The following is a 24,485-nucleotide window of genomic DNA, read 5'->3' as shown; positions in this document are numbered from 1 at the left end:
TCGTCGGGAACACCTCGTTCCACGGTAGGCGCGCGGCACCGTCGGTGTGACCAGTACCGGTCGCGGATGGTCAGTGCCAGTTGCCCTGCCTCCCGAGGGTCTCGACGGGAGTCGCACCGGGCCGGGTCCACTGCGGCACCGGGCGGCTCGTCTCGCCCCATGTCGCGTTGCCGTCGGCGTCGGCGCGCCAGAACCAGCACGGGTCGTTCCCCTCCGGCCACCCCTCGGGTTTGTCCTCCCACCTCTCGCCGCGCCCGTACGGGGTCATGTCGAGCAGGCCGGCCGAGCTGTTGGCGCGTTCGGTGCCGCGACCCGTCGTGGAATAGGTGAGGAAGGTCCGGTCTCCGTCCCGGAGATAGGAGGTGAGATAGCCCATCGCTCCGCCCACGGGTTCGTCGAGGTCGCGCACCGAATACCAGGGCTGCGTGTAGCCCATGAACTCGACGAACGCTGCCACCTCCTCCCACGGGCCGGTGGTGACGAACGCGAGCGACACGCCGCGAGCATTGAGGTAGACGGCGTCGCGGACGTGCCAGGCCGTGGTGGTGCACCCCTCGCACTGCCCCTGCGGGGGTGCGCCGTCGTACCACATGTGCTTGTAGACGACGAGTTCGTTGCGACCCTGGAAGAGGTCGAGGAAGGGGACCGGGCCGTCGGGCCCGACCACCTCGACCGTTCCGTCGAACTCCACCATCGGGAGTCGTCGGCGCGCCGCGGCGATGGCGTCGCCTTCCTTGGTGTGGGCTTTCTCGCGAACGAGGAGTTCGTCGCGCGCGGCCTGCCAGGTCGCGAGGTCGACCACGGGTGGACGGCCGGAGTGCGGTTCGGTCATGGTGACCTCCGGAAAGCGGGAACCGCGACGCGCGCGGGAGCGGATCGGACGGATTACACGCGGCTCGGTTGGAGCACGTCGCGGAGCACGGCGGCGAAAGCTTCAGGATCGCCGGGCATACCCTCTGAGGCGCCCATGAAGCCACCGTGATCGCCGGGGAACAGCGTCGGAGTCGTGCCGAGCCGCTCGGCGAGCGCTGCCGAGGCGCGGCCGCACAGTTGGCGTACCGACTCGCGACCACCTGCGACGACGATGTGCGTGGACGCGTTCGCCAGAGCATCGAGATCGGGGTGGTAACCCGTGCACGACATCCAGTTCTGGCCCAGCAGCACGTCGTCGCGGGTCCCGTCGTCCTCGGTGGGCAGGCCGAAGTCGGACGGGTTCGGAGCGGGCCGGTCGAGATAATCGGAGGTCAGCTCACCTTCGTAGCCGACCAGGGCGATGAACTTGGCCATGGCCGGTCCGAGGCCGCTGCGCTGATAGGTATCGCGGATGTCGTCGCGCACCGCCTCGGCCCCGATGCGATCGGGCAGCAGTTCGACGATCGGCGGTTCGTGCGCGACCAGCGTGCGCACCTGCTCCGGATAGCGCGAGACGAGTTCGAGCGCGTTGACTGCGCCGCCGCTGCTGGCGAAGACGTCGACGGGACCGAGATCGAGTTCGACGAGGATCCGGTGCAGATCGTCGGCGTGCAGGGCGGGGGTGGACTGCATCGACGTGTCGGTGCGTGTGCCGCGGCCTGTGCCGCGCGGGTCGTAGGTGATCACCGTCCGGTCGTCGAGGTAGGAGACGAGGCTGGTGAAGCCGCTCGCGTCCATCGGGGATCCGGCGAGCAGCAGCGGGGTGGTGTCGCCGGGGACGGTGCGGATGTCGTAGACGAGAGTCGCGCCGGGGACGTCGATCGAGTGGGTGACGAATTCGGGCATGTCGGCTCCTTCTGGGTCGGTGACCATACCGACCCGCGCCGCCCGAGAAATTCATCGCACAGAAAATTCATCGCACATACGACCGCGTCCGCACCCATCACGGATGCGGACGCGGCGTGCGCCGGCTCAGTGGGCGATGCCCGGTTTCGCAGGCAGTCCGCCGAGGAGCGCAAGAGACCCAAAGTGCATATGTGTTCCTCCTGTCGTTCGGTTATCCGGACTGCGTCCGCACCGGGACGCTGAGCCAGGAGTACCCACCGCCTCGGCGCGAAACACTGCCGCGGATCGAAAATCCACTTCGTTATGTTTTCGTGCCCTCGGGGAGTTTTCGCGCGGTCGGACCCGGCCGGGTCTGCGATTCGCTCGGCCGTAGCGGACCGTGGCCGTGGGCGCATTGCACGACCGCTTCGACCGGAGCGCCGCAGTCGCGGTGTTCGATGAGCAGCGACGGACCCTCAGGGTCGGCGCAATACTTGTCCCCCCATTGGAGCAGGGCGACGAGGATCGGGTAGAGATCGCGGCCCTTGTCGGTGAGCCGGTACTCGTTGCGCGTGCGGCGGCCTTCCTCGCGGTAGGGGACGGTGTCGAGGATTCCGGCGTCTACGAGGGTGCGCAGCCGGGCCGACAGCACGGGGTCGGAGATGCCGGTGTGCCGACGCATCTGCTCGAAACGTCGCACGCCGTTGAACACTTCGCGGAGAACGATCATCGTCCATTTCTCGCCGATGACGTCCATCGTGCGCTGGACCGAGCAGTTGTCGGTGCTGTAGTCGAGCCACTGCATGCCAACAGGGTAGCTGACTTAATCCTTGACAGTCAGACCTCCGCGGTGGCTAACTGTGGTTATCGAAGTCAGCGTGAACGAGGAGTTGTCATGACCGGAACTACCGAGGCCCGTCCGACCATCGAGGACTACGGGCAGAAGCCGCCGAGCCGCTTCGTCGAGGCGAGCGGCTTCGTCGTCGAGGAAGCCACCGGAACGAAGGTCACCGGATACGTCGACCTGGGCCCCGACCACCACACCCCGTGGGGAGTCGTGCACGGTGGGCTCTACGCGACCATCGTCGAAACTGCCGGCAGCATCGGCGCAAGCGCTGCGGTACTCGAGCGCGGTCAGTTCGCCGTCGGCGTCAACAACTCGACCGACTTCCTGCGCTCGACGACAGGATGCCGCGCGTCGGTCACGGCAGAACCGTTGCAGCAGGGCAGGACTCAGCAGCTGTGGCTGGTGATCATCACCGACACCGCGACCGGCAAGGTCCTTGCTCGCGGTCAGCTGCGACTGCAGAACGTTCCGTTGCCGGAGTAATTGTTTGCGCGCATCGGTGTCGGGAATCCGTATCCATGGCAAGCATGGAACCTTTTCTCCCGATCAAGAACACCGGCTCGAACGAGATCGACGCGGCCGATCCCGGTCAGGGCGCGCCGGCTACAGATCCCGGACCCGTCCCGGGTGAGGACGTCGATCCCGAGATGGCGAAACGGGAGAAAGAGGAATTGGAGAAGCGAATGTCCGGGAAGCGTCACGAGGACACGGTTTTCCGGACTCCTGAGGTGGATCCGTCCGAATAGATCGAACCGCGCCCGCACGCAGGGGGTGTGCGGGCGCGGAGTCGATCCGGGCGGATATCAGAGAATGATGCCGAGGCCCGCGAGCAGACCGAGGACCGGGGTCAGAAGGCCGGCGACGGCAGCACCGACGGTGGCGGCGAGAGAACCGAGCAGCATAGGAATACCTCCGTGTTGATGTGAATGGACCCGCCCGCGAACGGGCGAGAGAAGTAAAAAATCCGCAGGGATAAGTTCACTTCCGTCCCATACTTCGCGAAGGTCTCAGAGCCTGTTACCTCCCGTCACTAGTTGTTATCCTTCCGTGATAAATCTGTCCGATTAACCCGAAATGTCCTTTAATTACGACCGTTTCAGGACTTGGGATTCACGGCGTTTTGGGACTTTCCACGTTCGATCACCTCGGCCCGCCTCTCGGCGACCCGTGCCGGGGAGAACTCCCGCATCCACGCTTCCGAGGTCTGCTGCTCCACACGTAGAGCGGGTTCGACGACGTGCTCCTCGGCCCGGCGGTACGACGCGAGCAGCGCCCGCACACCCGGCTGGTCGTTGCCGGCGATCGTCCGGGCGAGCTCCAGCGCCGTGTCGAGCAGTTCGTCGTGCGCGACGACCTGTGTCACCAGTCCCGCCCGCAACGCTTCCTCGGCTCCGACGAAGTTGCCCGACAGACTCATGCGACGCGCGAAGCCCGGACCCACCGCCGCGGGCAGGCGCTGGGTGAGTCCCCACCCCGGCAGGACACCGACGCGCGCGTGGGTGTCGGCGAAGCGGGCGCGCTCGGACGCGATGAGGAAGTCGCACGCGAGCGCCATTTCGAGACCGCCGGTGATGGCGGCACCGTTGACCGCACCGATGATCGGCTTGGAGATGGGCTTCCATGGATGACCGACAGGGAGGTCGGCGCCGGAGACCAGCGACAGGTTGCCTCCGCTCTCCCCGAGTTCCTGCAGGTCGAGTCCGGCGCAGAAGGCCGGGTCGGTGCCGGTGAGGACCACGACGTTCGTCTCGTCGTCCACCTCCGCGGCGGCGATCTCGGTGCGCAGGGCATCGATGAGCGCCGAGCTCAGCGCATTCCGCGCCTCCGGGCGGTTGAAGGTGAGGATGCGGACGGAATCGCGCTGCTCGACGAGCAGGATCTCTTCGGAAGTCATGGGCCGACAGTATCCGTAACTTCGGTGGATCCGACCCCGCTCAGCGGGGCTGGATCCACTGAAGCTGTGCCTGGGTGCGTTCCTCGATCCACGAGCGCATCGAGTCGACGCTCTCCTGCAGCGCCGCGGCGGTGAGTCCGTCGGAGGTCGGCACCGACGCCGCCACCTCGTCGAGGACCTCGAGCGCCAGACCGTTGCCGTAGATCTGCTCGGACAGCTCCTGATACGCCTGGCGGTAGATCTCCGTGAAGGCGTCGGAGTCGAGGAAACGGGTCTTCAAGGTATTGCCGCCGCCTGGGCCGCGACCTTCACCGTCGCCTCCCGGCATTCCGGGTGGCATGCCCTGAGGCATCCCCTCGGGTGGCGCGCCGCCCGGCATGCCCTGTGGGGGACCACCCGGCCCTGTGCCGCCCATCATGGAGATGGTGTCGTCGGGGCCGGCGGTCGTGTCGCCCTGCATGGCCATGTTCAGATCCCACGAGACCACCGACAGTTTCTTCGTGTCGAGGTCGTACCAGAGGTAGTAGTTCTGACCGGGCCCGGCCATGTCGTCGAAGTTGACGAGCAGGTTCTGGGTCGCGACGTACCGGGCGAAGGACTCGACGTCGACCCAGTCGGCGAGGTGCGCGTCGAACTCGGCGTCGTCGGCGGAGTCCATCCACTTCAGGAAGCTGATGATCGGTTGCAGCGTCCCGGAATCGGCGGCATTGATCTCCTCGAACTGGTCGGCGTAGTCGGACTGGTCGTCGCCGACGTACTCGAACCGCGACGACGCATCGGCCTTGTAGAGATAGCCGGGGGAGTCGAACAGCGAGTTGGCGTACTGCTCGTCGGGATGCTCGAGCACCAGTCGCGTCGCGGTGGCGCTGTCGTTGACCGAGTACACCGTGTACGCGTACCGCTGGGTCGGCTGATCGGTCTCGGCGGTGAGCGACAACGCCATCGCCTCGTTGATCACAGGCGATCCGGGCCGCACCGACAGTTCGGTCATGCCCTGATACGCGCGACCGTCGACGTACTTGTCGAAGCGGATCAGCAAGGGCAGCGAGGTCGGATCTTCCGGGTCCACCTGAGCCATGCCTTCCATCCCGGGTGGGCCTTGCGCCGGATCGAAACCGTCGGGCAACTCGAAGCCTTCGGGCAGTTCGAATCCTTCCGGGGGCCCGAAGCCGTCCGGTCCTTCACCGTTCTCGCCCTGCAGGCCACGCAGGGTCGAGTTGCCCTTCAGGCGCACACCGACGTCGTCGATGCGGGTGCCGTCGATGATCACATCGGCGACCACCCACTCCTTGTCGCCGTCCTTCTCGTATGCGGAGATCATATCGTCGTACTCGGCGTCGCCGATCTCGATCGACAACTCGTGTGTGATGGAGGTGTCGAACAAATCGACTGTGCCGGATACGTTCTCGGTGATCTCCGAGGAGATGATCGTCGGGTCGCCGGTGATGTAGGGCCGCACGCGTGTCGCCCCGAAGGCCGTGGCCACGATCGCGACGAACGCGATGAACGCCACCGGCAGTTTCCAGTGCCGACGCAGCGAGGTCGGTATCCGGTGTCGCAGCCGGCGCCGCGGTGTCGGTGCCGTCATCACAGGTCGGTCTGGTCGTATCCGGTCAGGACGCTCACCCGCTGGCCGGCATTGACGGCGCTCAGTGCGGCGATCAGATCGTTCGAGCTCGTGCCCTTCTTCAGCTGCGCCGTGTAGTACAGCTCCACCAGGGCGCCGGCGCGGACGGATTCGGTGGACACCAGCTCGTATTCACTGCAGTGCTTGATGAGAACGTCCTCGACGGTGCTGGTGTAGGCGGGCTCCGGCGGCACCTGCACCTTGACCACCTGACGCTGCACGTCGAGCTTGAACCAGTTGAACTTGTTCATGATGAGCAGCACGAGGCAGATCGCGACGGTCGCCGCGATGGCGAGCACGTAGAAGCGGGTACCGGTGGTCATGCCGATGGCCATCACCAGGAAGATGAACCCGACATCACGGGTTTCCTTGATGGCATTACGGAATCGCACCACCGACAACGCGCCGACGAGAGCGAACGCCCGGGCGATGTTCGATCCGACCACCAGCATGATGAGCGCGATGACCATGCCGACCAGCACCAGTGTCTGCACGTAGGACTGGCTGTAGGAGACGTTCTTGTGCGTGTAGCGGTAGACCCACGCGATCACACTCGACAGCACGAACGACAACGCCAGCGACACCACGATGTCGAAGGTCGTGAACGTGCCACTGAGATCCTGGAAATCGAAATTCATATCCGTCCTTGTTTCGGAAAAGGGAAAGTCAGCGAACCGGAATCGGCTCGGTGGAAAGAAGATCTGCCGGTACCCGCGCATCGAAGCCGTCCGGCAGCACCAGTTCCGGTGCGCCGAAACGGGACCGGGGTGCGAGCCCGAACGCCTCGACCGACTGGCAGTACTTCGATACCCGGATCACCGACATGTCCAGCCGCGCCGTCAGATCCGTCGCCCAGTAGGGCACCCGCTCGTTGGCCTTGAGCTCCACGATGGCCAGCTTCGGCGGGATGATGAAGCGGTTCTCGGCGCCGGACGCGAAGTGGAAGTCGCGGTCGCGGCCGTGCACCTTGTGGTCGATCGTCACGCGCAGGCCGAGGTCGGCGTCGCGTCCGACGAACGCCTCGCGCAGATAGCCGGTGGTCACGATCGGTCGCAGATCCAGATTCCCCACGAGGCCGGAGACCTCGTTGACGAACGGCCGCTGCGAGTCGTCGCACTCGATGTCCTCACGTCCGTTCAGCCATCGCAGGGCGACGCAGTAGGGGAGGGCGGTGCGACGCTTCTGGGTCACCCGGTTGACGCGTTGCTTGATCTCGACCTGCACGGGAGTGTCGTCGGTACACGCGGCCGGATCTCCGTACAGCCGCATGCGCACCTTGCGGCGGAACTTCAGGCCCTCGATCTTCTCCCAGTAGAACCGCAGATCCGGGGTGTCGTAGTAGAGCGACGTCACCGGATACCCGCCGTGCGGGGAGTGCGGATCGGTGTCCATCCGGGCGGCGAGCTCGCGCCGCAGCTCGGGCACCTTCATCTCGTCGACGAAGTACTTGATCTCGTACCGGTTGAACGCGTGCAGTTTGCTCGCGGTCTGCTGGAAGCCGTTGTTCACCCCGACAGCACACACCCGTCACCTCGAGGAGCCTTGGAGGTTTCCTGGCAGTTCGCTGGCAATCGGGAGACTCACATGAAACTGCCAGGCTTCCTCGAGCGGGGCGTCAGCCTCACCCGCGACAATCGATGCGTGACCGACCGGATTCCCGAAGCGCGAGTGCTCGTCGTCGACGACGAGCCCAGCATCGTCGAACTGCTGTCCGTGAGCCTGAAGTTCCAGGGCTTCGAGGTGGAGACCGCGAGCAACGGCGCCGAAGGACTCGACAAGGCGCGTCGCTTCCGGCCCGACGCGGTGATCCTCGACGTGATGATGCCCGGCATGGACGGCATGGGCATGCTGCGTCGCCTGCGCGCCGACGGCATCGACGCGCCCGTTCTGTTCCTCACCGCGAAGGACGCCGTGGAGGACAAGGTCGCGGGGTTGACGCTCGGTGCCGACGACTACGTCACCAAACCGTTCAGCCTCGAAGAGGTCATCGCCCGGCTGCGCACGATCCTGCGTCGCGCCGGCAAGGTGTCCGAGGCCGAACGTAGCTCGCGCATCACCTTCGCCGACCTCGAACTCGACGAGGACACCCACGAGGTCTTCAAGGCCGGCAAACCCGTGTCGCTGTCGCCCACCGAGTTCACGTTGCTGCGGTACTTGATGCTCAACGCCGGGACGGTGCTGAGCAAGCCCCGCATCCTCGAACACGTGTGGAACTACGACTTCGGCGGTGAGGTCGGGGTGGTCGAGTCGTACGTGTCGTATCTGCGACGCAAGGTCGACACCGGCGATGTTCCCCTCATCCACACCGTGCGCGGCGTCGGCTATGTGATGCGGGAACCCCGCACATGAACCGCCTACGGGCGCTGCCACTCCGTTGGACGCTGGTGGCCGCCCTGGTGCTCCTGGCGGGCATCGGTCTGCTCGCGTCGGGTGTCGCGGTCACGTCGGCTCTGCAGAACTCCCTGCTCTCGCGTGTCGACCGGGACCTCGAGGAGGCCGCACGCACCTGGGCGCGACCCGACCGGCCACCACCGACGCCCCCGCTGGACGCCCCCAACTCCCGGCGACCACCGAGCCCCTTCTACGTGCAGGCCGTCGACGCCGACGGCCGGGTGCTGTTCGTCGTCAACGACGAGTCGACCGCCCCCGACGTGTCGGACGACCCGACGGGCAGGCCGGTCACCGTCGGATCCGCGGGCGACGACGGTCCGCACTGGCGGGTGATGAGCACCGAGAATGCGTCGGGTGTGGTGACGACGGTCGGCATGAGCCTCGCCGAGACCGAGGAGACGGCGGACAGGCTCGTGGTGTTGCAGACGGTGATCGGTGCTGTCGTGCTGGTCGCGCTGGCGGTGGCCGGGGGCGTCGTTGTGCGTATGAGTCTGCGTCCGTTGGACGAGGTCGAGCGCACCGCTGCAGCGATCGCCGAAGGCGACCTCAGCGAGCGGGTACCCGAGGGCGATCCCCGTACCGAGATCGGCCGGTTGTCGGTGACCTTCAACGCGATGCTCGGCAGGATCGAATCGGCATTCGCAGCGACCGCGGCATCCGAGGAGTCGGCGAGACGCTCGGAGGAGAAGATGCGTCGCTTCGTCGCCGACGCCGGCCACGAACTCCGCACCCCGCTCACCACCATCCGTGGCTTCGCCGAGCTGTACCGGCAGGGCGCGAGCACCGACACGGGCATGCTCATGGAACGCATCGAACGCGAAGCCCGGCGTATGGGCCTGCTCGTCGAGGACCTGCTGATGCTCGCACGACTCGACGAACAACGCCCGCTCGACCGTTCCCCGGTGGACCTGCTCGCGGTCGCCGCCGACGCGGTGCACAACGCGCGTGCCGTCGCGCCCGAACGAACCATCACCCTCGACATCATCGACGGCCCGGGAACTCCTGAGGTTCTCGGCGACGACGCCCGTCTGCGTCAGGTGCTGAGCAATCTCGTCACCAACGCGTTGACCCACACCCCACCCGACGCCGACGTCACGGTGCGCGTGGGCACCGCGGACACCGATGCTGTCTTGGAAGTCGCCGACACCGGCCCCGGCCTCGACCCCGACGACCGCGAGCGCGTCTTCGAACGCTTCTACCGCGCCGACGCCTCCCGCACCCGCGCATCAGGGGGGAGCGGGCTGGGCCTGTCGATCGTCGCCGCGCTGGTCGCAGCGCACGGCGGGAAGGTGGAGGTGGAGTCGGAACAGGGTGTCGGCTCGACGTTCCGCGTCCGCATCCCCCGCCTACTCCCACGTTGACGCAGTCGCCGGGAGATCGGTGGAAGAGCGATTGTCCCGCTGGGCTGAAAAGCTGTGTCGCCGCCCACATCGCGGTTCCTACTCTCGACTCATCCGAGGAAGGGAACCGGAAACAATGCAGTCGCTCGCCTGTCACACCTGTGACGCTCGCGTGCTCGTCGCGAAGTACAGCCCCGCTCATACCAGTATCCAGTGGTCCGACGAGGCCAGGCAGGCATGCCGCGAGATCGCGGCCGCCGCCGCGTGCGGTCCCGGTGCCTACGTGATGCGCTGTGAGGCACTCGACCGCACGGTGGACGAGGCGGTGTCCGACGGGGTGATCCGGACCGGCCACCGAGTCGACCCCGCCATCGCTCCTCTCGCTTCCACGGAGGCAGTCACCTCAGCCCGGTGACCGCCGTTCGCCTTCACCCCTTGCCAGCCCAGGAGAAACCATGACCGTCCCCCAGGAGCGGATCGAGATCCGCAACATCGATCCCGGTACCAACCCCACCCGCTTCGCGCGCGGATGGCACTGCATCGGCCTCGCCAAGAACTTCCGTGACGGAAAGCCGCATCAGGTCAAGGTGTTCGGCACCGACCTGGTGGTCTTCGCCGACACGGCAGGAAAGCTGCACGTGCTCGACGCCTTCTGCCGGCACATGGGCGGCAACCTCGCGCGCGGCGAGATCAAGGGCGACACCATCGCGTGCCCGTTCCACGACTGGCGCTGGAACGGCCAGGGTCGTTGCGAAGCGGTGCCGTACGCGCGCCGCACGCCGAAGCTCGGCCGTACCAAGGCGTGGACGACGATGGAGCGCAACGGCGTTCTGTTCGTCTGGCACTGCCCGCAGGGTAGTGAGCCCACTCCCGAGCTCGCGATCCCCGAGATCGAGGGCTACGAGGACGGGCAGTGGAGCGACTGGACGTGGACGACCATCCACGTCGAGGGATCGCACTGCCGTGAGATCGTCGACAACGTCGTCGATATGGCGCACTTCTTCTACGTGCACTTCCAGATGCCCGAGTACTTCAAGAACGTCTTCGACGGGCACATCGCCGGCCAGCACATGCGCTCCTACGGGCGCGACGACATCAAGACCGGTGTGCAGATGGATCTGCCGGAGGCGCAGACGATCTCGGACGCCTTCTACTACGGTCCGTCCTTCATGCTCGATACGATCTACACGGTCTCCGAGGGCACGACCATCGAGTCGAAGCTGATCAACTGCCACTACCCGGTCACGAACAACTCGTTCGTGCTGCAGTTCGGCACGATCGTCAAGAAGATCGAGGGCATGTCCGAGGAGCAGGCCGCCGAGATGGCGAAGATGTTCACCGACGGTCTCGAGGAGCAGTTCGCCCAGGACATCGAGATCTGGAAGCACAAGTCCCGCATCGAGAATCCGCTCCTCACGGAGGAGGACGGCCCGGTCTACCAGCTGCGTCGCTGGTACAACCAGTTCTACGTCGACCTCGAGGACGTCACGCCGGACATGACGCAGCGTTTCGAGTTCGAGGTGGACACCTCCCGTGCGCTCGAGTCGTGGCACAAGGAGGTCGAGGAGAACCTCAGCGGTTCGGCGGAGTGATCCGATGATCCGTCCCGCCGTACGCGGCGGGGCGGATCATGTGTCGCGTCGGCGGAAGCCGTCGACGAACAACGACACGATGGTGCGCGAGAGATCGGCGAGGGTGCGGTTCGGTCCGGGCCGGTACCAGCGGGAGGCATGCCAGACCGCGTCGTAGATCAGTTCCCGGAACGCTTCGGGATCGATGTCGGTGCGGAAGACCCCTTCCGCGATGCCGTCCCGGATGGCCTCGCGCCATGCGACTTCCATGGCGTCGGCAGAGGAGACCATGTCGGCCTCGACGACGCGCTCGCGCATGTACTCGCCTTCGCGTCGCCAGATGGAGGTCGCGCCGTGATAGTCCTCGGAGGTCTCCAGCGCGATCTGTGTGAAGGCCTCGAGTCGCTCGACCGGCGGTAGCGACCGGGCGAGCACCTCGCGGCACCGTTCGTTGAGGTCGGTGATGTACTCGCGGATGAGCTCGGTGACGATCGCTTCCTTGGACGGGAAGTAGTGGTAGAGCGCTCCGGAGTAGACACCGACCGCATCGGCGATCTCGCGGATGGTGGTGGCGGTGACACCCTTGCGGGCGAAGATCTCCGCCGACCTGTCGAGTATCTGTCTCTTACGCTCCTGCGGGTCCACCGTCGTCCTCTCGTAAGGCCTGGGTGAGGCCTGTTCCCGACCGTATTCTGCCACATTCATTGATCAACCGATCAATGGAGTCCCGTCCCGACGTCTTCAGGAGTATGCATGGCCGTGACCCGCATGGACCCGATCGTTCCCACCACCCCCCTCGCGGGTGGCACCGCCCTCGTGACCGGCGCCGGCCAGGGCATCGGGCGAGGGATCGCACTTGCGCTCGCCGCAGCCGGCGCCTCGGTGGCCGTCGTGGGGCGCACCGCGGAGACGATCGGTGCCACCGCGGTCGAGATCGAAGCTCGGGGCGGCCGTGCGGTGCCGTACGTGTGCGACGTGACCGACGCGGCGGCCGTGGAGGCGACCGTCGCGGACGTGGTGAAGGAGTTCGGTGGCCTGAACATTCTGGTGAACAACGCGCAATCACCCGCTCCGGGAACGTTGCTCGAACTCGACGAGGCCGTGTACCGCGACGGGATGGAGTCCGGCCCGACCGCCACCTGGCGGATGATGCGGGCGTGCCACCCGCACCTGCGCGGCGGTGGTTCGATCGTCAATCTCGGATCGGCGGCCGGTATCCGGTGGAACCCCTCGGGCACGGGTGGATACGCCGCCGCGAAGGAAGCGATCCGGGTTCTCACCCGCACCGCCGCCTGTGAGTGGGCGGCGGACGGGATCCGCGTCAATTCGATTCTTCCGCTCGCCGATTCGGTGGCCATGCAGGAGTGGGCGGAACGCGAGCCGGACGAAGCTGCCGCATACGCGAGTTCGATCCCGCTCGGTCGACTCGGTGATCCCGAGACCGATATCGGGCCCGCGGTCGTCTTCCTGTGCAGCGAGGCGGCCCGCTACATCACGGGCCATTCGCTTCCGGTGGACGGAGGTCAGGCGCTGGTGCGCTGAGCCATCGGCCGGCCGAGGTGTGGCTGAGAATCGGCCGGGGACAGGGAACGCCAGACGGCCCGCGCCGCGAGCCGGACCGGGGTGGCCAGGCTGACGGTGTCGACGATGTCGACGGGTCCGGTCACGGACAGCGCTCCGACGCACATCTGCCCGTTTCCGATCGGCGCCGCCACGCATGCGATACCCGGCAACGATTCCCCGCACTCGTGCGCGACGTGGCGTTCGCGGATACGTGCGATCTCGTTGCGGGAGAGCAAATTCTCAGCCCTCGGAGCAGTGGCGTACGTGCATCCGGTCGCAGGATAGGCGGCGTGCATCCGGGTGTGGGCCAGAAGGGCCTTTCCGAGTGCGGTGCGATGCGCCGGCTGCCGTCCGCCGATGCGCGAGGGGAGTGCGACAGGTCCGCGGCCGACCTTGTCGACGTAGCGCACATCGCCACCTTCGAGAACCGCCAGGTGTACGACGAGACCTGTCGCCGAATGCAGGTCGTGCAGGACGGGATGGGCCGCTCGGTGCAGGCGGTCGTGGTTCCTCGCCAGCGCGCCCCACTCGAGCGGTGTGCGTCCGAGCGCGTAGGTCTTGCCGCGCTTGCTCACCCAGCCGTGCTCGGCGAGCTGGGTGAGCAGCCGGTGGGTGGACGAGCGGGGCAGGCCCGTGCGCGTCGACAGTTCGGAGAGGGTGAGGCGATCGCCGGTGTGGAACTCGTCCAGGAGCCCGGCCACGCGGGCGATGAAGGCGTTGGAGAAGTCGTCGGTGTGTGTCATGGCATCCTCACGATGTGCCGGAACCGTCCGTTGATCGATTGATCAACGGGGCTGTGGACAGGGCGTGGTGTCACGCGGTCAGGGTCGCTTCCAGGTGGTCGGCTGCCCGACGCAGCCGCCGGGTCGCGTCTTCGCCGAGCGCCTCGACGGGGCCGGCAAGTGAGAGTGCGGCGATCTCCCCGTCCCCTGCGGCGAACGCGGCGACGGCGTGCCGGAAGCATTCACCGCCGTACACGACACCACCGGCGAGCGTGTATCCGTCGGGGCCGCTCAGGGCAGGATGGTGCCCGTCGCGTCGGGCGAGCAGCGCCAGGCCGGCGACGGTGTCCTCGGCGGGACGCCGCTGGCCCGCCCAGGTGGTGTCGGTGAACTGCGCGCCGCTCACCTTCTCCAGGTAGATGACCTGGTCGTCGTCGAGAACGGTCAGGTGGACGGCGAGACCGGTCTCTCGGTGCAGGTCGTACATCGAGCGGAGGGCGGCGCTGTGGATCCGGTCGTGTGCCTGCGCGAGGGCGCCGAGCTCGACGATCTTCGGGCCGAGGTGATAGGTGGTGCCGCTGCGACGCATCCATCCGACCCGCACGAGCTGGAGAAGCATGCGATGGGCCGACGAGCGGGGGAAGCCCGTTCGTCGGCACAGTTCGGTGAGGGTCAGTCCGTCCGTGTCGCGGAACGGTTCGAGCAGAAGGCCGACGCGGTCCATGACGGACGAGGGGGTGGGGAGGACTTCGGACATGGTCTTCTCCGTGGCGTGTCGTTGATTGATCGACCGATCAATGAGTATCTACGACTGTAGCGCCACTCGGAGCTCTGCGGAAGAACGAATTTCAAGACCGACGAAAAATGCACCGCGACCGGAAGTCGCGGTGCATTCGTCGGACAGGCCCGTGGGATGTCAGGCAGTGGGAGGCAGGAACGCCTTCAGCGGCTCGGATCCCGACTGGTCGTGACCCCAGTACGCATCCGCCGTGATCTCCTCGGACGTGTAGTGACGCTCGTCGACGAGCATGCCTTCGGTACCGAACTCGAGATCCCAGCCGCCGGGTGCGCGGACGTAGAACGAGATCATCTTGTCGTTGGTGTGCCGGCCGAGCGTCGACGAGATCGAGAAGTCGAGCTTGTTCACCCGATCGAGGGCCTGGCCGACCGCGTCGAGGGTGTCGACCTCGGTCATCAGGTGCACCAGGCCGGGCTCCTCGTTCGGCGGAGCCGGGCACAGCGCGAGGCTGTGGTGGCGTTCGTTGATACCGAGGAAGCGGACCCGCACGAGGCCGTCCTCGTCGAGACGGATCGAGCCGCGCGGCAGGAAACCGAGAACCTGCGTGTAGAACTCGTACGTCTCGGCAAAGTTCGCCGTCGGCAGCACGACGTGACCCAGGCCGAGGCCGCCGGTCACCCAGCGTCCGCCGAACCGCGTCACGACCGGGCTGTGGTCGAGAACCGGCCCGAAGAACACTTCGAGGCGGGTTCCGGCCGGATCCTCGAACGCGATGGCGCCCTCGGCGTCGATGTAGGTCGCTTCCTTGTGCGAGAGCACCTCGACGGTGCGTCCCGACTTCTCGACGGCCTCGCGCACTCGCTGGAGCGCGAACTCGTCACGCACCTCCCAGCCCACGGCCAGGGCCTTGTCGGAATCGCCGGGCAGCACCTGGATGCGGGAGCGGCGCTCGTCGATGCGGGCGTAGAAGCCGTCGGCCTCGGGGCCGGTTCCCTCGGCCATGCCGAGCCCGTCGAGGAGCAGGGCGCGCCAACGCGGCACGTCCTGCGTCTGGATGCGGAGGTAGCCGAGACCTCTCAGTTCAGTCATGTCATCGTCCTCGAAAGTGAAGGGGGGAATCAGATCATCGCGCGGTAGGGACCCTGCGGGTCGCCACCGAGCTGCGTCAGGGCTGCGGAGTGGTAGATCAGGCCGGGCACATGGATGGCGTGCGTCAGGCCGACGTGTGCGTCGCGCCAGAAACGCTGCATCGGCGTCTTCAGGTGCACCGCGGCACCGCCGGCACGCGCGAAGATCTCGTCCATCGCCCGCACGGCCCGCCACGCGGCCGAGATCTGGGTGCGACGTCCGATGGCGCGCTCCTCGAAGCTGATCTCCTCACCGCGGTCCGTCTTGTCCCAGAAGCGGTCGACGGTCTCGAGCAGCGCGAGCCGCGACGCGGAGATCTCGGCGGCCGCCTCGCTGATCGCGAACAGGACGTACGGGTCCTCCTTGATCGGAATGCCCGAAACCTGGACGCGCTCCTTCTGAGCTGCGACGTAGCAGGCGAGGGCACCTTCGGTCATGCCGATCAGCGACGCGGTGATGCCCAGCGGGAAGATGTACGAGAAGGGGAACTTGTACAGCGTCTCGTCACGACCCGCGTGGCGCCAGCCGTTGCCGCTGAGCACGATGTCGGCGTCGATCGTGCGGTGCTCGGGGATGAAGGCGTCCTTGATGATCAGGTCCTTCGAACCCGTGCCGCGCAGGCCGATGACGTTCCAGCTGTCCTGGTCGATCTCGTAATCGGAGCGGGGAAGCACGACGTGCAGCACCTTGCCGGTACGGTTGCCGTCCTTGTCGCCGACGGCGGCACCGATCATGATCCAGCCGCAGTGGTCGGTGCCGGACGAGAACGACCAGCGGCCGTTGAGGATGTATCCGCCGTCGACGGGCACCGCGACACCCATCGGTGCGTACGGCGAGGCCATCCACATGTCGTTGTCCTCGCCCCAGATCTCCTCCTGGGCCTTGGGGTCGAAGAAAGCGAGCTCCCACGGATGAACGCCGACGATGCCGGCGACCCAGCCCGTCGCGCCGTCGAGTGCACCGAGCGCCATGATGGTCTCGGCCGCCTCACGCGGGTGGCCTTCGAAACCGCCGTACTCTTTCGGCTGGAAGGTGCGGATGATGCCGGAGTCACGCAGGCGCTTCGCGGTGGTGTCGGTGAGGCGCATGAGCTTGTCGCCCTCGACACCCTCGGCGCGGATCTCGTCCGCGTGCTGCATGATCCTGTCCAATACCTGACCCATGACGGTGACTCTTCCTGGGATCGGCTGCTGTGAGCCGGGACTGTGTGGGAGGGGGTGCTCCGCGTAACGGAGCGACCTGCGCTGTGCAGGTGTGGCGTATCGAACAGTCCCAGCCCGTGATGTGATCGCGCACCGATGTTTCCGTTGAACGGGACATCCGGGCAACACGGATGGGGTCCGCCCCCTTCGGCGGGCCGGCTGTTGTTCCGATCAGCGGGACGTTGCAGGAGATTGCGTCCGAGGGCCGGTAGACAGGCCGGTGACCGCCTGCTCCGGAAGGATCGCCATGACCGAGACCACGGCCCGCCCGATCAGTGATCTGTCTGCGGCCGAACAGCTTCTCGCCATCCACGAGATCCAGCAGGTCTTCGCAGCTCGGCTGCGGGTGATGGACACCAAGCAGTGGGAGCTGTACCCCACTCTGCACACCGAGGACGTGGTGAGCGAGACGTGGGGTGGACTCCCCAGCGACAAGCAGCCCCGCACCGGTGAAGAAGCCGGTCGTGTGGTGGGTCGCGAGGCACTCACCCGCGCCATCAGCAACTTCCTCGACGGACCGGTGTCGATCACCTCCGCACACCACGGTCACTGCCCGGAGATCGTCCTCGAATCCGCCACCACGGCCCGCGGCATCTGGGCGATGGAGGACCAGCTGTGGTGGGACAACGACGGCGTCGAGGAGTCGCTGCACGGGTGGGGTCACTACCACGAGGAATACCGCAGGGTCGACGGTGTCTGGCTGATCTCCTACCGCAAACTCACCCGCCTGCGTGAGGTGCACACGCCGGGCTTCTTCAGTTTCCTGAAGGGCCTCTGAACGACGCCCGTCAGGGATGGATTCTTCGGCGACAGCGTTTTCGGCGTGAAGGACTCGCTCGTCAAGGAGTTTGCGCAGCAGTCGCCGGGCACGCCGACGCCGGACGGACGCGATCTGGGGGACCGCTCCTGGGCGAAGGCCCGGTTCGACATCGTGCTCGCGCCCGGGGGCGTCTGACCCCCACAGGTTGACGCGGTGAAACGAGGTTCGCCCCTGCAACAGGCCGGGCGAACCCCGTTTCACCGCGTCAAGATGCGGTGGCTTCGGTTGGTGAGCCCACCTCCCGTGCGAGTCGCATGATCTCTCCGCCAACTACGTGCGGACTCTTGATGTTTCGTGAACTCGCAGTAACAGTATTCGCTGCTGCGGCTCTGGCGGCCGGGTTCGTCGGACTCTGAATCCTGAACGGGAGCGTTACGTAAAAGTGATTGTAATCACTTTCTGTTTTTCGGACGCTCGGGGCTACACGCAGGTAGATGCGCTCGAAGCCCAAGAGATTCAACCGAACACAGGACACAACCCCACGATCGTCTCGGACGATGGGTCTGGATTTCCCGGCTGATCTGCGACAAGACTAAGTTCTGTCTCGGGGAGGAGACGCCACTTATGGGGAGGACTGCGGGATGACGACGGTCGATGATCGAGGGGTCGACCCGTTCGACGCTCCGCGGGGTGCACAGAACCGTGCCCCCGCGGACGCGTCGCCCGGCACCGGCGTCAATCGGTGGAAGTGGCAGGACGCCTACGTCAAGCGGCCCTACGTCACGGACGCGCTTGCCGTGGTGCTGTCCGTCTTGCTGGCGCAGTGGGTGCGGTTCGGATCCGAGGAACTCTTGCTGGCCGGGGAGGGCGCAGCACTCGAGTACTCGTTGACGTCCGCGACCATCATCGTCGCGTGGTTGGGCGCACTGAGCCTGTTCCGCACGCGGTCGCGTCGAGTGATCGGTGCCGGCTACGACGAGTATCAGCGAGTCATTTCGGCGACGCTCGCCATGTTCGGCACCATCGCCATCATCGCGCTCATCGCCAACCAGCAGATCGCGCGCGGGTTCCTTGCCATTGCGTTGCCGGTCGGCCTCGCCGGCTTGCTGCTCACTCGGTGGGTGTGGCGGAAGGTGATCGCGCGCAAGCGTGCTCGGGGTGAGTTCCAGACGTCGGTGCTGGTGGTCGGTGGTGCGCGGGCGGTGCGGCACATGGCGAGCACCTTCTCCCGGAAGGACGGGGAGGGTTACCGCGTCGTGGGGTCTGTGTGCCGCGTTATTCGGGTGCGGCCGGGGATGTGATCGATGTCGACGGCCGGGAGATCACCATCTACGGCGACGAGCATTCGGTGGTCGAGGCGCTCAAGTTGTCGGGGGCGGACACGGTGGTGGTCACCGCCACCGAGACCCTGGGCAGCGATGGTTTGCACGATCTGGTCTGGGAGCTCGAGCCGCTCGACACCGACCTGGTGGTCGCCACGGGTGTGGTCGATGTAGCCGGTCCGCGGATCGAGATGCGCCCGGTGGCCGGTCTGCCGTTGATCCATGTGGAGAAGCCGAGCTATCACGGGGCGAAGCGGTCGGGGAAGCGGATCTTCGATCTGGTCTTCGCCGGCGCGGCGCTGGTGGCGTTGGCGCCGGTGTTCGCGGTGGTCGCGCTGTTGATCAAGCTCGAGGATCGGGGTCCGGTCTTCTACAAGGCCGAGCGCATCGGTATCGATGGCACGCCGTTCGGGATGATCAAGTTCCGGTCGATGGTCGCCAACGCCGACAAGATGGTCGACACCCTGTTGGCGCAGAACGAGGGTGCGGGTCCGTTGTTCAAGATGAAGGACGACCCCCGCGTCACCCGTATCGGCAAGATCATGCGCCGGTTCAGCATCGACGAACTCCCGCAGTTCCTCAACGTCATTCGCGGGGAGATGAGTGTGGTGGGTCCGCGTCCGCCGTTGCGGCGTGAGGTGGAGGCCTACGACGGTCGGGTCAAGCGTCGCCTGCTGGTGCGTCCGGGTGTGACCGGGCTCTGGCAGGTCAGTGGCCGGTCGGATCTGTCGTGGGACGAGTCGGTGCGCCTGGACCTGTCGTATGTGGAGAACTGGTCGATGGTCTCGGATGTGTTGATCATCGGTAAGACCGTCAAGGCAGTGCTCGCCAGCGACGGCGCCTACTGAGCAAGCGCGAAGAGAACGGCCTCGGAGTTCGACTCCGGGGCCGTTCTCGTATGGGACCGTCCGAACCGCCATGCGTCCACGCATATGCCGATACCGTGGGACGAAACAGTCCGGAGGTAGCCGCATGTGCACAGCCGCCAACTACACCGCCAAGGACCACTATTTCGGCCGGAATCTCGACCTCGAATACTCCTACCGGGAAGCGGTGACGGTCACGCCGCGGAACTTCCCGTTCGAGTTCCGTAAGGTGCCGCCACTGAAGACGCATCACGCCATGATCGGCATGGCGACGGTAGCCGAGGGTTATCCGCTCTACTACGACGCGACCAACGAGAAGGGCTTGAGCATGGCGGGGCTGAATTTCCCCGACAATGCCGACTACAAGCCCGTTTCGGAGGACGGGACGAACGTCGCGTCGTTCGAGTTCATCCCCTGGGTGCTCGGACAGTTCGAGACCGTCGCGCAGGTGCGGGACGCGCTTGCGGACGTGCGCATCGTCGACATTGCGTTCAGTGAGGAGTTCCCGCCGTCCCCGCTGCACTGGATCATTTCCGACCGGGACGAGTCCATTACCGTCGAATCCGTCGCCGAGGGCTTGAAGGTCCACGACAACCCGATCCAGGTCCTCACGAACAATCCGACCTTCGACATCCAGTTGTTCAACATCAACAACTACATGAGTCTGTCGGTCGATCCACCCGAGCCGCGCTTCTCGAAGGAGATCCCCTTCGATACCTACAGTCGCGGCCTCGGTGCTGTGGGGTTGCCGGGAGACCTGTCGTCGATGTCGCGTTTCGTCAAGGCCGCCTTCACCAAGGTGAATTCGGTATCGGGCGACTCGGAGTCCGAGGCGATCAGCCAGTTCTTCCACATCCTCGGTTCCGTGGAACAGCAGCGGGGATGTGTTCGGCTCGAGGACAAGTACGAGATCACCATCTACTCGTCGTGCTGTAACACCCACAGGGGCATCTACTACTACCGCACCTACGAGAACAGTCAGATCACCGGTGTGGACATGCACAAAGAGGATCTCGACGGGAGCGAACTGGCGTCGTATCCGCTGGTGAAGAGCCAGCAGGTCCTCATGCAGAACTGACCGCAGCTCGATCGGAACGGCCTCGGGGTTTCGACTCCGGGGCCGTTCTCGATCTCCGACACCCAATCGTGATTTGACTTTCCGCTGTGATGACCCGCACAGTATGTACGCACAGCGTTCACTACGTACGCCGTGCGTACAGAATCTCTCGTTCCCTTGGAAGGAACCTTCGGTGTCACGACGCTCATTCGAATTCGGCCGGATCCGCACGGCGGCAGTAGTGGTGTCGGGTGTTCTCGCGCTCGCACTCACGGGCTGCAGCTCCGGTGAATCTGCAGCTCAGGAGACACCCGCAGCCCAGGAAACGACGGCGTCGGATGGTTCGCCCACGGACTCCGCTCACCCGGCCTCCGAAGCTCCCGCCGAGGGCGAGATGCGTGTGACGCTGCTCGGCACGGGCAGCCCGGTGCCGAGCACCGAGCGTTACGGCATGTCCACGCTGGTCCAGGCCAACGGCTTGAACCTCGTCTTCGATGCAGGACGCGGAGCCACGGTGCGCCTCACGCAGGCCGGCGTGCCGGTCGGTCAGGTCGATGCCGTCTTCCTCACCCACTTCCACTCCGACCACATCAACGGTCTGTCCGACCTCTGGATGAGCAGCTACGTCCCGGCGCTCGGTGGCCGCGAGGGAGCCTTCCAGCTCTACGGACCCGTCGGCGTCCGGAACATCGGCGACGGAATGCAGAGCACCTACCGCAACGACATCGATGTGCGCGTCGCGGACAAGGAAGTGGATCCCGCGACCACGCCGATCGAATCGCACGAGTTCGCGGAAGACGGCGTCGTCTTCGACCAGGACGGCGTCACCGTCACCATGTTCACCGTGGAGCACGATCCGGTCGGTGCCATCCAGCCGGCGGTCGGATATCGCGTCGACTATGCGGGCAAGTCGGTGCTCATCAGCGGCGACACCGTGCCCACCGAGAACGTTCTGAAGTTCGGCGAAGGCGTCGACGTGCTGGTGCACGAGGTCGCCGACTTCGAGGATCCGTCTGCGCTGCCCAGCGTGTACGCGCACCATACGAACCCGCAGCAGGCAGGCGACATCTTCGAGCAGACCCAGCCGAAGATGGCCGTGTACAGCCACATCGTCAACGGCATCCCCGGCCGCGTCCCCGGGATCTCCGAGGAGACGCTCGTCGAACGCACCCGGGAGAACTACGACGGCCCGCTGACCGTCGGCACCGACCTGATGACCTTCCTCATCACCGGCGACGAGGTGCGCGTCGACAGCTGATCGACAGCGCGGCCCGAACCCCGCCGGCACCGTCGGCGGGGTTTCGGCGTGGGGCATCCGGGGTCATCTGGTGGATGTACCGCGTTTCCGACGAGGAGGACCCGACATGGCGGCCAGCGTCTCCGATCGATTCGACATCGAGGCCACACCCGAGCAGGTGATGCGCGCCCTGAAGGATGTCGAGCGCATTCCCGAGTGGTCGTCGGCGCACAAGAGCGTCGAGGTGCTCACCCGGGATGACGACGGCCGGCCGCTCCGGATCCGCATGACCCTGTCGCTGCTCGGCTTCTCCGACACCCAGACCATCGAGCATTCGTGGACGGAGAGTTCGACGTCGTGGACGCTCGTCGACAGCGCGATGCAGCGCAGCCAGGACGGGGAGTACGCCCTCGAACAGATCGCGCGCGGCACCCGGGTGCACATCACCATGTCGCTCGAACCGAAGGTTCCGGTTCCCGGCTTCGTGCTCAAGCGCGGGCAGAAGCACGCGGTCGAGGCGGTCCGGAAGGGGCTGACCGAGTTCGTCCTGTCCAATTACGCCTGACTCGCCGTCGGCAGTTCCAGAGTGAACCGGGCTCCGCAGCCCGGTCCCTCACTGTGCGCGTGGATGCGACCGTCGTGGGCTTCGACGAGTGCCCGCGCGATCGTCAGGCCGATGCCGCTGCCGCCGTGATTCCGGTCGCGGGCGGTGTCCGCGCGGTAGAACCGGTCGAAGAGGTGGTCGAGGTGGTCGGGCGCGATACCGGCGCCCGTGTCGGTCACGGTGATCTCCGTTCGGCCGCGGCCCAGGATGCGCGTGGCGACGGTGACGTTTCCTCCTGCCGGTGTGTGCCGTAGGGCGTTGTCCAGCAGGTTCGCCAGCACCTGTCCGAGCCGGTCGGGATCGACCGTCACCGGCGCGGATTCGACGACCTCGGCCTGCAACGTCACGCCTTTGCCGTCGTACTGCTCGCGCACCGCGTCGACCGCCGTGGCGACGAGGGTGCCGGTGGTCGTGGGCACCCGATGGATGCGGGTGAGGTGCTCTTCCGCCCGGGAGACGGCGGTGATGTCCTGTGCCAGGCGGTTCAGCCGGTGAGTGGCGGCTCGCAGAATCTGCCGGGTGTCGTCGTCGAGAGTGCGGACGCCGTCCTCGAGTGCTTCCAGATAGGAATCGAGTGTGGCGATGGGTGTGCGCATTTCGTGCCCGAGGTCGGCGAGCATTCTGCGCCTTGTGATTTCGGTGGCTTCGAGGCGTCGTGCCAGCTCGTTGAAACTGGTTGCCAGTTCGTCGAATTCGTGGCCGAGCTCGGGGCTGGGGACGCGGGTGTCGTAACGACCTCCGGCGATCTGCGCGGTGGAGGTGGTCACCGTGTCGAGCGAACGCTGGATCCGTCGCGCGATGTACCAACTGACCGCCGAGGCCAACAGCACCGCGATCGCGACCGCCAGACCCCACGCGAGGACGATGGCCCAGGTGAAGGCTTCTTCGACGTGGGCGGCCTGGCTCGAATCGTGATCGATGCCCGCTTGTCCGAGATGGTCGTGGAAGATCCCGGGAGCGAGAGCGGACGCGACCAGCCATGCGCTGACGGCACATCCGACGACGACGGCGACGAGCGCGAGGAACAGGCGGGTGCCGAAGCTCGTCGCGGTGGGGGAGCGGGACGTCATCGTCCTGTACCCATCCGGTAGCCGACGCCGCGGACGGTGCGCACGAAACGTCCCTGGTTCGCATCGTCGCCGAGTTTGCGGCGCAGATGGCCGATGTGCACGTCCACGAGGTGGTCGTCGCCGACCCAGTTCTGTCCCCACACGGCCGCGATGAGCTGCGCCCGGGTGAATACGACTCCTGGGTCCTGCGCCAGGGCAGCGAGGATGTCGAACTCGGTGCGGGTGAGCGCGACCGGTGTGCCGCGCACGGCGACCTCCCGTCCGTCGACGTCGATGGAGAGATCGCCGAACACGCGGTCCTGCCGGCCCGTAGAGGCTGAGATCCGTGCAGTGGTCCGGGGACGACGCAGCATGGCCTGGATGCGGGCCATCAGTTCGCGCGGGCTGAACGGTTTCGTGAGGTAGTCGTCGGCTCCGACGGACAGACCGATCAGGGTGTCGACTTCCTCGGTGCGCGCGGTGAGCATCACGACGTACGCGTCGGAGAAGGTGCGCAGCTGCCGGCACACCTCGACACCGTCGAGTCCGGGGAGGCCGAGGTCGAGCACCAGGATGTCGGGGTCGACCTGCCGCGCGAGGGTCACGGCCTCGGATCCGTCGCCGGTGATCGTCACGTCGAAGCCGTCGCGTTCGAGATACGAACCCACGAGCTTTGCCAACGACTCCTCGTCCTCGACGACCATGGCTCGCATCCGGCCGGTCGAGCTCGGGGCGGGTGCGGATCCGCCGGATGGTCCCGTTGGGCGAACAGAGGAAGGCATGGCATCCATCATCACCACCCGCCGTGGTGCTGACGATGTGCCCGCAC

The 24,485-nt window shown here is 66.2% G+C and carries 25 protein-coding genes and 2 pseudogenes; 13 read left to right on the top strand and 14 right to left on the bottom strand.

Features of this window, described 5'->3' with window-relative positions:
• Nucleotides 1-70 precede the first annotated feature (70 nt).
• From C6Y44_RS20940 to C6Y44_RS20930, 3 genes are all read right to left on the bottom strand, one after another.
• Complete coding sequence (locus C6Y44_RS20940; protein ID WP_192378560.1) at nt 71-832, bottom strand: DUF899 family protein; 762 nt, start codon at nt 830-832, stop codon at nt 71-73.
• Nucleotides 833-885: 53 nt separating this feature from the next.
• Nucleotides 886-1,758: an alpha/beta fold hydrolase gene (locus C6Y44_RS20935; protein ID WP_192378559.1), complete on the bottom strand. Its 873-nt coding sequence runs from the start codon at nt 1,756-1,758 to the stop codon at nt 886-888.
• Nucleotides 1,759-2,059: 301 nt separating this feature from the next.
• A complete protein-coding gene (locus C6Y44_RS20930; protein WP_174246988.1) occupies nt 2,060-2,542 on the bottom strand; it encodes a winged helix-turn-helix transcriptional regulator in 483 nt (160 codons plus the stop codon).
• A gap of 90 nt (nt 2,543-2,632) precedes the next feature.
• On the opposite strand from C6Y44_RS20930, the gene C6Y44_RS20925 reads away from it, so the two are divergent.
• Nucleotides 2,633-3,067, top strand: a complete 435-nt coding sequence (locus tag C6Y44_RS20925) for a PaaI family thioesterase (protein WP_192378558.1) — start codon at nt 2,633-2,635, stop codon at nt 3,065-3,067.
• Between the two features lie 44 nt (nt 3,068-3,111).
• A complete protein-coding gene (locus tag C6Y44_RS20920) occupies nt 3,112-3,330 on the top strand; it encodes a hypothetical protein (RefSeq protein WP_192378557.1) in 219 nt (72 codons plus the stop codon).
• A 350-nt stretch (nt 3,331-3,680) separates the two neighbouring features.
• Here C6Y44_RS20920 and C6Y44_RS20915 read toward each other — a convergent pair whose 3' ends face one another.
• From C6Y44_RS20915 to C6Y44_RS20900, 4 genes are read right to left on the bottom strand one after another with little or no spacing between them, the layout of a single operon-like run.
• Entirely contained in the window at nt 3,681-4,478 is a 798-nt protein-coding gene (locus C6Y44_RS20915) for an enoyl-CoA hydratase (protein WP_159417553.1), read from the bottom strand.
• Nucleotides 4,479-4,518: 40 nt separating this feature from the next.
• Nucleotides 4,519-6,066 (bottom strand): CotH kinase family protein, encoded by a 1,548-nt coding sequence (locus C6Y44_RS20910; RefSeq protein WP_192378556.1) that lies wholly within the window; start codon nt 6,064-6,066, stop codon nt 4,519-4,521.
• A complete protein-coding gene (locus C6Y44_RS20905) occupies nt 6,066-6,743 on the bottom strand; it encodes a DUF4956 domain-containing protein (protein ID WP_088897938.1) in 678 nt (225 codons plus the stop codon). The genes C6Y44_RS20910 and C6Y44_RS20905 overlap by 1 nt, the downstream gene beginning before the upstream one ends.
• Before the next feature lie 28 nt (nt 6,744-6,771).
• Nucleotides 6,772-7,629, bottom strand: a complete 858-nt coding sequence (locus tag C6Y44_RS20900) for a polyphosphate polymerase domain-containing protein (RefSeq protein WP_225623635.1) — start codon at nt 7,627-7,629, stop codon at nt 6,772-6,774.
• Nucleotides 7,630-7,746: 117 nt separating this feature from the next.
• Here C6Y44_RS20900 and C6Y44_RS20895 point away from each other — a divergent pair, with 117 nt between their 5' ends.
• The 4 genes from C6Y44_RS20895 to C6Y44_RS20880 all read left to right on the top strand — a co-directional run bounded on the left by C6Y44_RS20895 (nt 7,747) and on the right by C6Y44_RS20880 (nt 11,428).
• Nucleotides 7,747-8,454, top strand: a complete 708-nt coding sequence (locus C6Y44_RS20895) for a response regulator transcription factor (protein WP_016694841.1) — start codon at nt 7,747-7,749, stop codon at nt 8,452-8,454.
• Nucleotides 8,451-9,857 carry a sensor histidine kinase gene (locus C6Y44_RS20890; protein WP_192378555.1) on the top strand — a complete coding sequence of 469 codons (1,407 nt, stop codon included), beginning with the start codon at nt 8,451-8,453 and terminating at the stop codon, nt 9,855-9,857. Before C6Y44_RS20895 ends, C6Y44_RS20890 begins: the two co-directional genes overlap by 4 nt.
• 115 nt (nt 9,858-9,972) lie before the next feature.
• Nucleotides 9,973-10,251: a hypothetical protein gene (locus C6Y44_RS20885; RefSeq protein ID WP_088897942.1), complete on the top strand. Its 279-nt coding sequence runs from the start codon at nt 9,973-9,975 to the stop codon at nt 10,249-10,251.
• A gap of 40 nt (nt 10,252-10,291) precedes the next feature.
• On the top strand, nt 10,292-11,428 hold the full coding sequence (locus C6Y44_RS20880) for a Rieske 2Fe-2S domain-containing protein (protein WP_088897943.1): 1,137 nt from the start codon (nt 10,292-10,294) through the stop codon (nt 11,426-11,428).
• 36 nt (nt 11,429-11,464) lie between these two features.
• On the opposite strand, the gene C6Y44_RS20875 is transcribed toward C6Y44_RS20880, so the two are convergent.
• A complete protein-coding gene (locus tag C6Y44_RS20875) occupies nt 11,465-12,052 on the bottom strand; it encodes a TetR/AcrR family transcriptional regulator (protein WP_088897944.1) in 588 nt (195 codons plus the stop codon).
• 108 nt (nt 12,053-12,160) lie between these two features.
• Here C6Y44_RS20875 and C6Y44_RS20870 point away from each other — a divergent pair, with 108 nt between their 5' ends.
• Nucleotides 12,161-12,949, top strand: coding sequence for an SDR family NAD(P)-dependent oxidoreductase (locus tag C6Y44_RS20870; RefSeq protein WP_088897945.1), 789 nt, complete (start codon nt 12,161-12,163; stop codon nt 12,947-12,949).
• Here the strand turns inward: C6Y44_RS20870 and C6Y44_RS20865 are convergent.
• From C6Y44_RS20865 to C6Y44_RS20850, 4 genes are all read right to left on the bottom strand, one after another.
• Entirely contained in the window at nt 12,931-13,713 is a 783-nt protein-coding gene (locus C6Y44_RS20865; protein ID WP_088897946.1) for an IclR family transcriptional regulator, read from the bottom strand. The genes C6Y44_RS20870 and C6Y44_RS20865 overlap by 19 nt on opposite strands.
• A gap of 70 nt (nt 13,714-13,783) precedes the next feature.
• A complete protein-coding gene (locus C6Y44_RS20860; RefSeq protein ID WP_225623634.1) occupies nt 13,784-14,449 on the bottom strand; it encodes an IclR family transcriptional regulator in 666 nt (221 codons plus the stop codon).
• A 159-nt stretch (nt 14,450-14,608) separates the two neighbouring features.
• On the bottom strand, nt 14,609-15,520 hold the full coding sequence (gene bphC, locus C6Y44_RS20855; RefSeq protein WP_016694848.1) for a biphenyl-2,3-diol 1,2-dioxygenase: 912 nt from the start codon (nt 15,518-15,520) through the stop codon (nt 14,609-14,611).
• Between the two features lie 29 nt (nt 15,521-15,549).
• Complete coding sequence (locus C6Y44_RS20850; protein WP_120280295.1) at nt 15,550-16,722, bottom strand: acyl-CoA dehydrogenase family protein; 1,173 nt, start codon at nt 16,720-16,722, stop codon at nt 15,550-15,552.
• Between the two features lie 286 nt (nt 16,723-17,008).
• On the opposite strand from C6Y44_RS20850, the gene C6Y44_RS20845 reads away from it, so the two are divergent.
• From C6Y44_RS20845 to C6Y44_RS20820, 6 genes and pseudogenes are all read left to right on the top strand, one after another.
• Nucleotides 17,009-17,539 (top strand): nuclear transport factor 2 family protein, encoded by a 531-nt coding sequence (locus tag C6Y44_RS20845; protein ID WP_192378554.1) that lies wholly within the window; start codon nt 17,009-17,011, stop codon nt 17,537-17,539.
• Between the two features lie 27 nt (nt 17,540-17,566).
• A pseudogene (locus tag C6Y44_RS20840) lies at nt 17,567-17,716 on the top strand (hydroxyquinol 1,2-dioxygenase); the annotation flags it as partial.
• Nucleotides 17,717-18,162: 446 nt separating this feature from the next.
• A pseudogene (locus tag C6Y44_RS20835) lies at nt 18,163-19,691 on the top strand (sugar transferase).
• 124 nt (nt 19,692-19,815) lie between these two features.
• Nucleotides 19,816-20,787, top strand: a complete 972-nt coding sequence (gene bsh / locus C6Y44_RS20830) for a choloylglycine hydrolase (RefSeq protein WP_016694855.1) — start codon at nt 19,816-19,818, stop codon at nt 20,785-20,787.
• Between the two features lie 172 nt (nt 20,788-20,959).
• Nucleotides 20,960-22,024, top strand: coding sequence for an MBL fold metallo-hydrolase (locus C6Y44_RS20825; protein ID WP_225623633.1), 1,065 nt, complete (start codon nt 20,960-20,962; stop codon nt 22,022-22,024).
• 106 nt (nt 22,025-22,130) lie between these two features.
• On the top strand, nt 22,131-22,568 hold the full coding sequence (locus tag C6Y44_RS20820; RefSeq protein WP_192378553.1) for an SRPBCC family protein: 438 nt from the start codon (nt 22,131-22,133) through the stop codon (nt 22,566-22,568).
• Here C6Y44_RS20820 and C6Y44_RS20815 read toward each other — a convergent pair.
• Both C6Y44_RS20815 and C6Y44_RS20810 read right to left on the bottom strand, forming a co-directional pair.
• Entirely contained in the window at nt 22,559-23,677 is a 1,119-nt protein-coding gene (locus C6Y44_RS20815) for a sensor histidine kinase (RefSeq protein ID WP_192378552.1), read from the bottom strand. The two genes, C6Y44_RS20820 and C6Y44_RS20815, sit on opposite strands and share 10 nt — an antisense overlap.
• On the bottom strand, nt 23,674-24,360 hold the full coding sequence (locus C6Y44_RS20810; protein WP_088897953.1) for a response regulator transcription factor: 687 nt from the start codon (nt 24,358-24,360) through the stop codon (nt 23,674-23,676). Before C6Y44_RS20810 ends, C6Y44_RS20815 begins: the two co-directional genes overlap by 4 nt.
• Between the last annotated feature and the right edge of the window lie 125 nt (nt 24,361-24,485).

This window comes from Rhodococcus rhodochrous (assembly GCF_014854695.1).
Classification (GTDB): domain Bacteria; phylum Actinomycetota; class Actinomycetes; order Mycobacteriales; family Mycobacteriaceae; genus Rhodococcus.
The sequence above is the reverse complement of the archived record's forward strand: the minus strand, read 5'-3'. Positions and strand labels throughout refer to the sequence as shown.

Bases quoted from the DNA above. Each gene is read 5' to 3' on its own strand.
- C6Y44_RS20940 (WP_192378560.1), bottom strand. From the start codon at position 832: ATGACCGAACCGCACTCCGGCCGTCCACCCGTGGTCGACCTCGCGACC.
- C6Y44_RS20935 (WP_192378559.1), bottom strand. From the start codon at position 1,758: ATGCCCGAATTCGTCACCCACTCGATCGACGTCCCCGGCGCGACTCTC.
- C6Y44_RS20930 (WP_174246988.1), bottom strand. From the start codon at position 2,542: ATGCAGTGGCTCGACTACAGCACCGACAACTGCTCGGTCCAGCGCACG.
- C6Y44_RS20925 (WP_192378558.1), top strand. From the start codon at position 2,633: ATGACCGGAACTACCGAGGCCCGTCCGACCATCGAGGACTACGGGCAG.
- C6Y44_RS20920 (WP_192378557.1), top strand. From the start codon at position 3,112: ATGGAACCTTTTCTCCCGATCAAGAACACCGGCTCGAACGAGATCGAC.
- C6Y44_RS20915 (WP_159417553.1), bottom strand. From the start codon at position 4,478: ATGACTTCCGAAGAGATCCTGCTCGTCGAGCAGCGCGATTCCGTCCGC.
- C6Y44_RS20910 (WP_192378556.1), bottom strand. From the start codon at position 6,066: ATGACGGCACCGACACCGCGGCGCCGGCTGCGACACCGGATACCGACC.
- C6Y44_RS20905 (WP_088897938.1), bottom strand. From the start codon at position 6,743: ATGAATTTCGATTTCCAGGATCTCAGTGGCACGTTCACGACCTTCGAC.
- C6Y44_RS20890 (WP_192378555.1), top strand. From the start codon at position 8,451: ATGAACCGCCTACGGGCGCTGCCACTCCGTTGGACGCTGGTGGCCGCC.
- C6Y44_RS20885 (WP_088897942.1), top strand. From the start codon at position 9,973: ATGCAGTCGCTCGCCTGTCACACCTGTGACGCTCGCGTGCTCGTCGCG.
- C6Y44_RS20880 (WP_088897943.1), top strand. From the start codon at position 10,292: ATGACCGTCCCCCAGGAGCGGATCGAGATCCGCAACATCGATCCCGGT.
- C6Y44_RS20870 (WP_088897945.1), top strand. From the start codon at position 12,161: ATGGCCGTGACCCGCATGGACCCGATCGTTCCCACCACCCCCCTCGCG.
- C6Y44_RS20865 (WP_088897946.1), bottom strand. From the start codon at position 13,713: ATGACACACACCGACGACTTCTCCAACGCCTTCATCGCCCGCGTGGCC.
- C6Y44_RS20860 (WP_225623634.1), bottom strand. From the start codon at position 14,449: ATGTCCGAAGTCCTCCCCACCCCCTCGTCCGTCATGGACCGCGTCGGC.
- bphC (WP_016694848.1), bottom strand. From the start codon at position 15,520: ATGACTGAACTGAGAGGTCTCGGCTACCTCCGCATCCAGACGCAGGAC.
- C6Y44_RS20850 (WP_120280295.1), bottom strand. From the start codon at position 16,722: ATGGGTCAGGTATTGGACAGGATCATGCAGCACGCGGACGAGATCCGC.
- C6Y44_RS20845 (WP_192378554.1), top strand. From the start codon at position 17,009: ATGACCGAGACCACGGCCCGCCCGATCAGTGATCTGTCTGCGGCCGAA.
- bsh (WP_016694855.1), top strand. From the start codon at position 19,816: ATGTGCACAGCCGCCAACTACACCGCCAAGGACCACTATTTCGGCCGG.
- C6Y44_RS20820 (WP_192378553.1), top strand. From the start codon at position 22,131: ATGGCGGCCAGCGTCTCCGATCGATTCGACATCGAGGCCACACCCGAG.
- C6Y44_RS20815 (WP_192378552.1), bottom strand. From the start codon at position 23,677: ATGACGTCCCGCTCCCCCACCGCGACGAGCTTCGGCACCCGCCTGTTC.
- C6Y44_RS20810 (WP_088897953.1), bottom strand. From the start codon at position 24,360: ATGGTCGTCGAGGACGAGGAGTCGTTGGCAAAGCTCGTGGGTTCGTAT.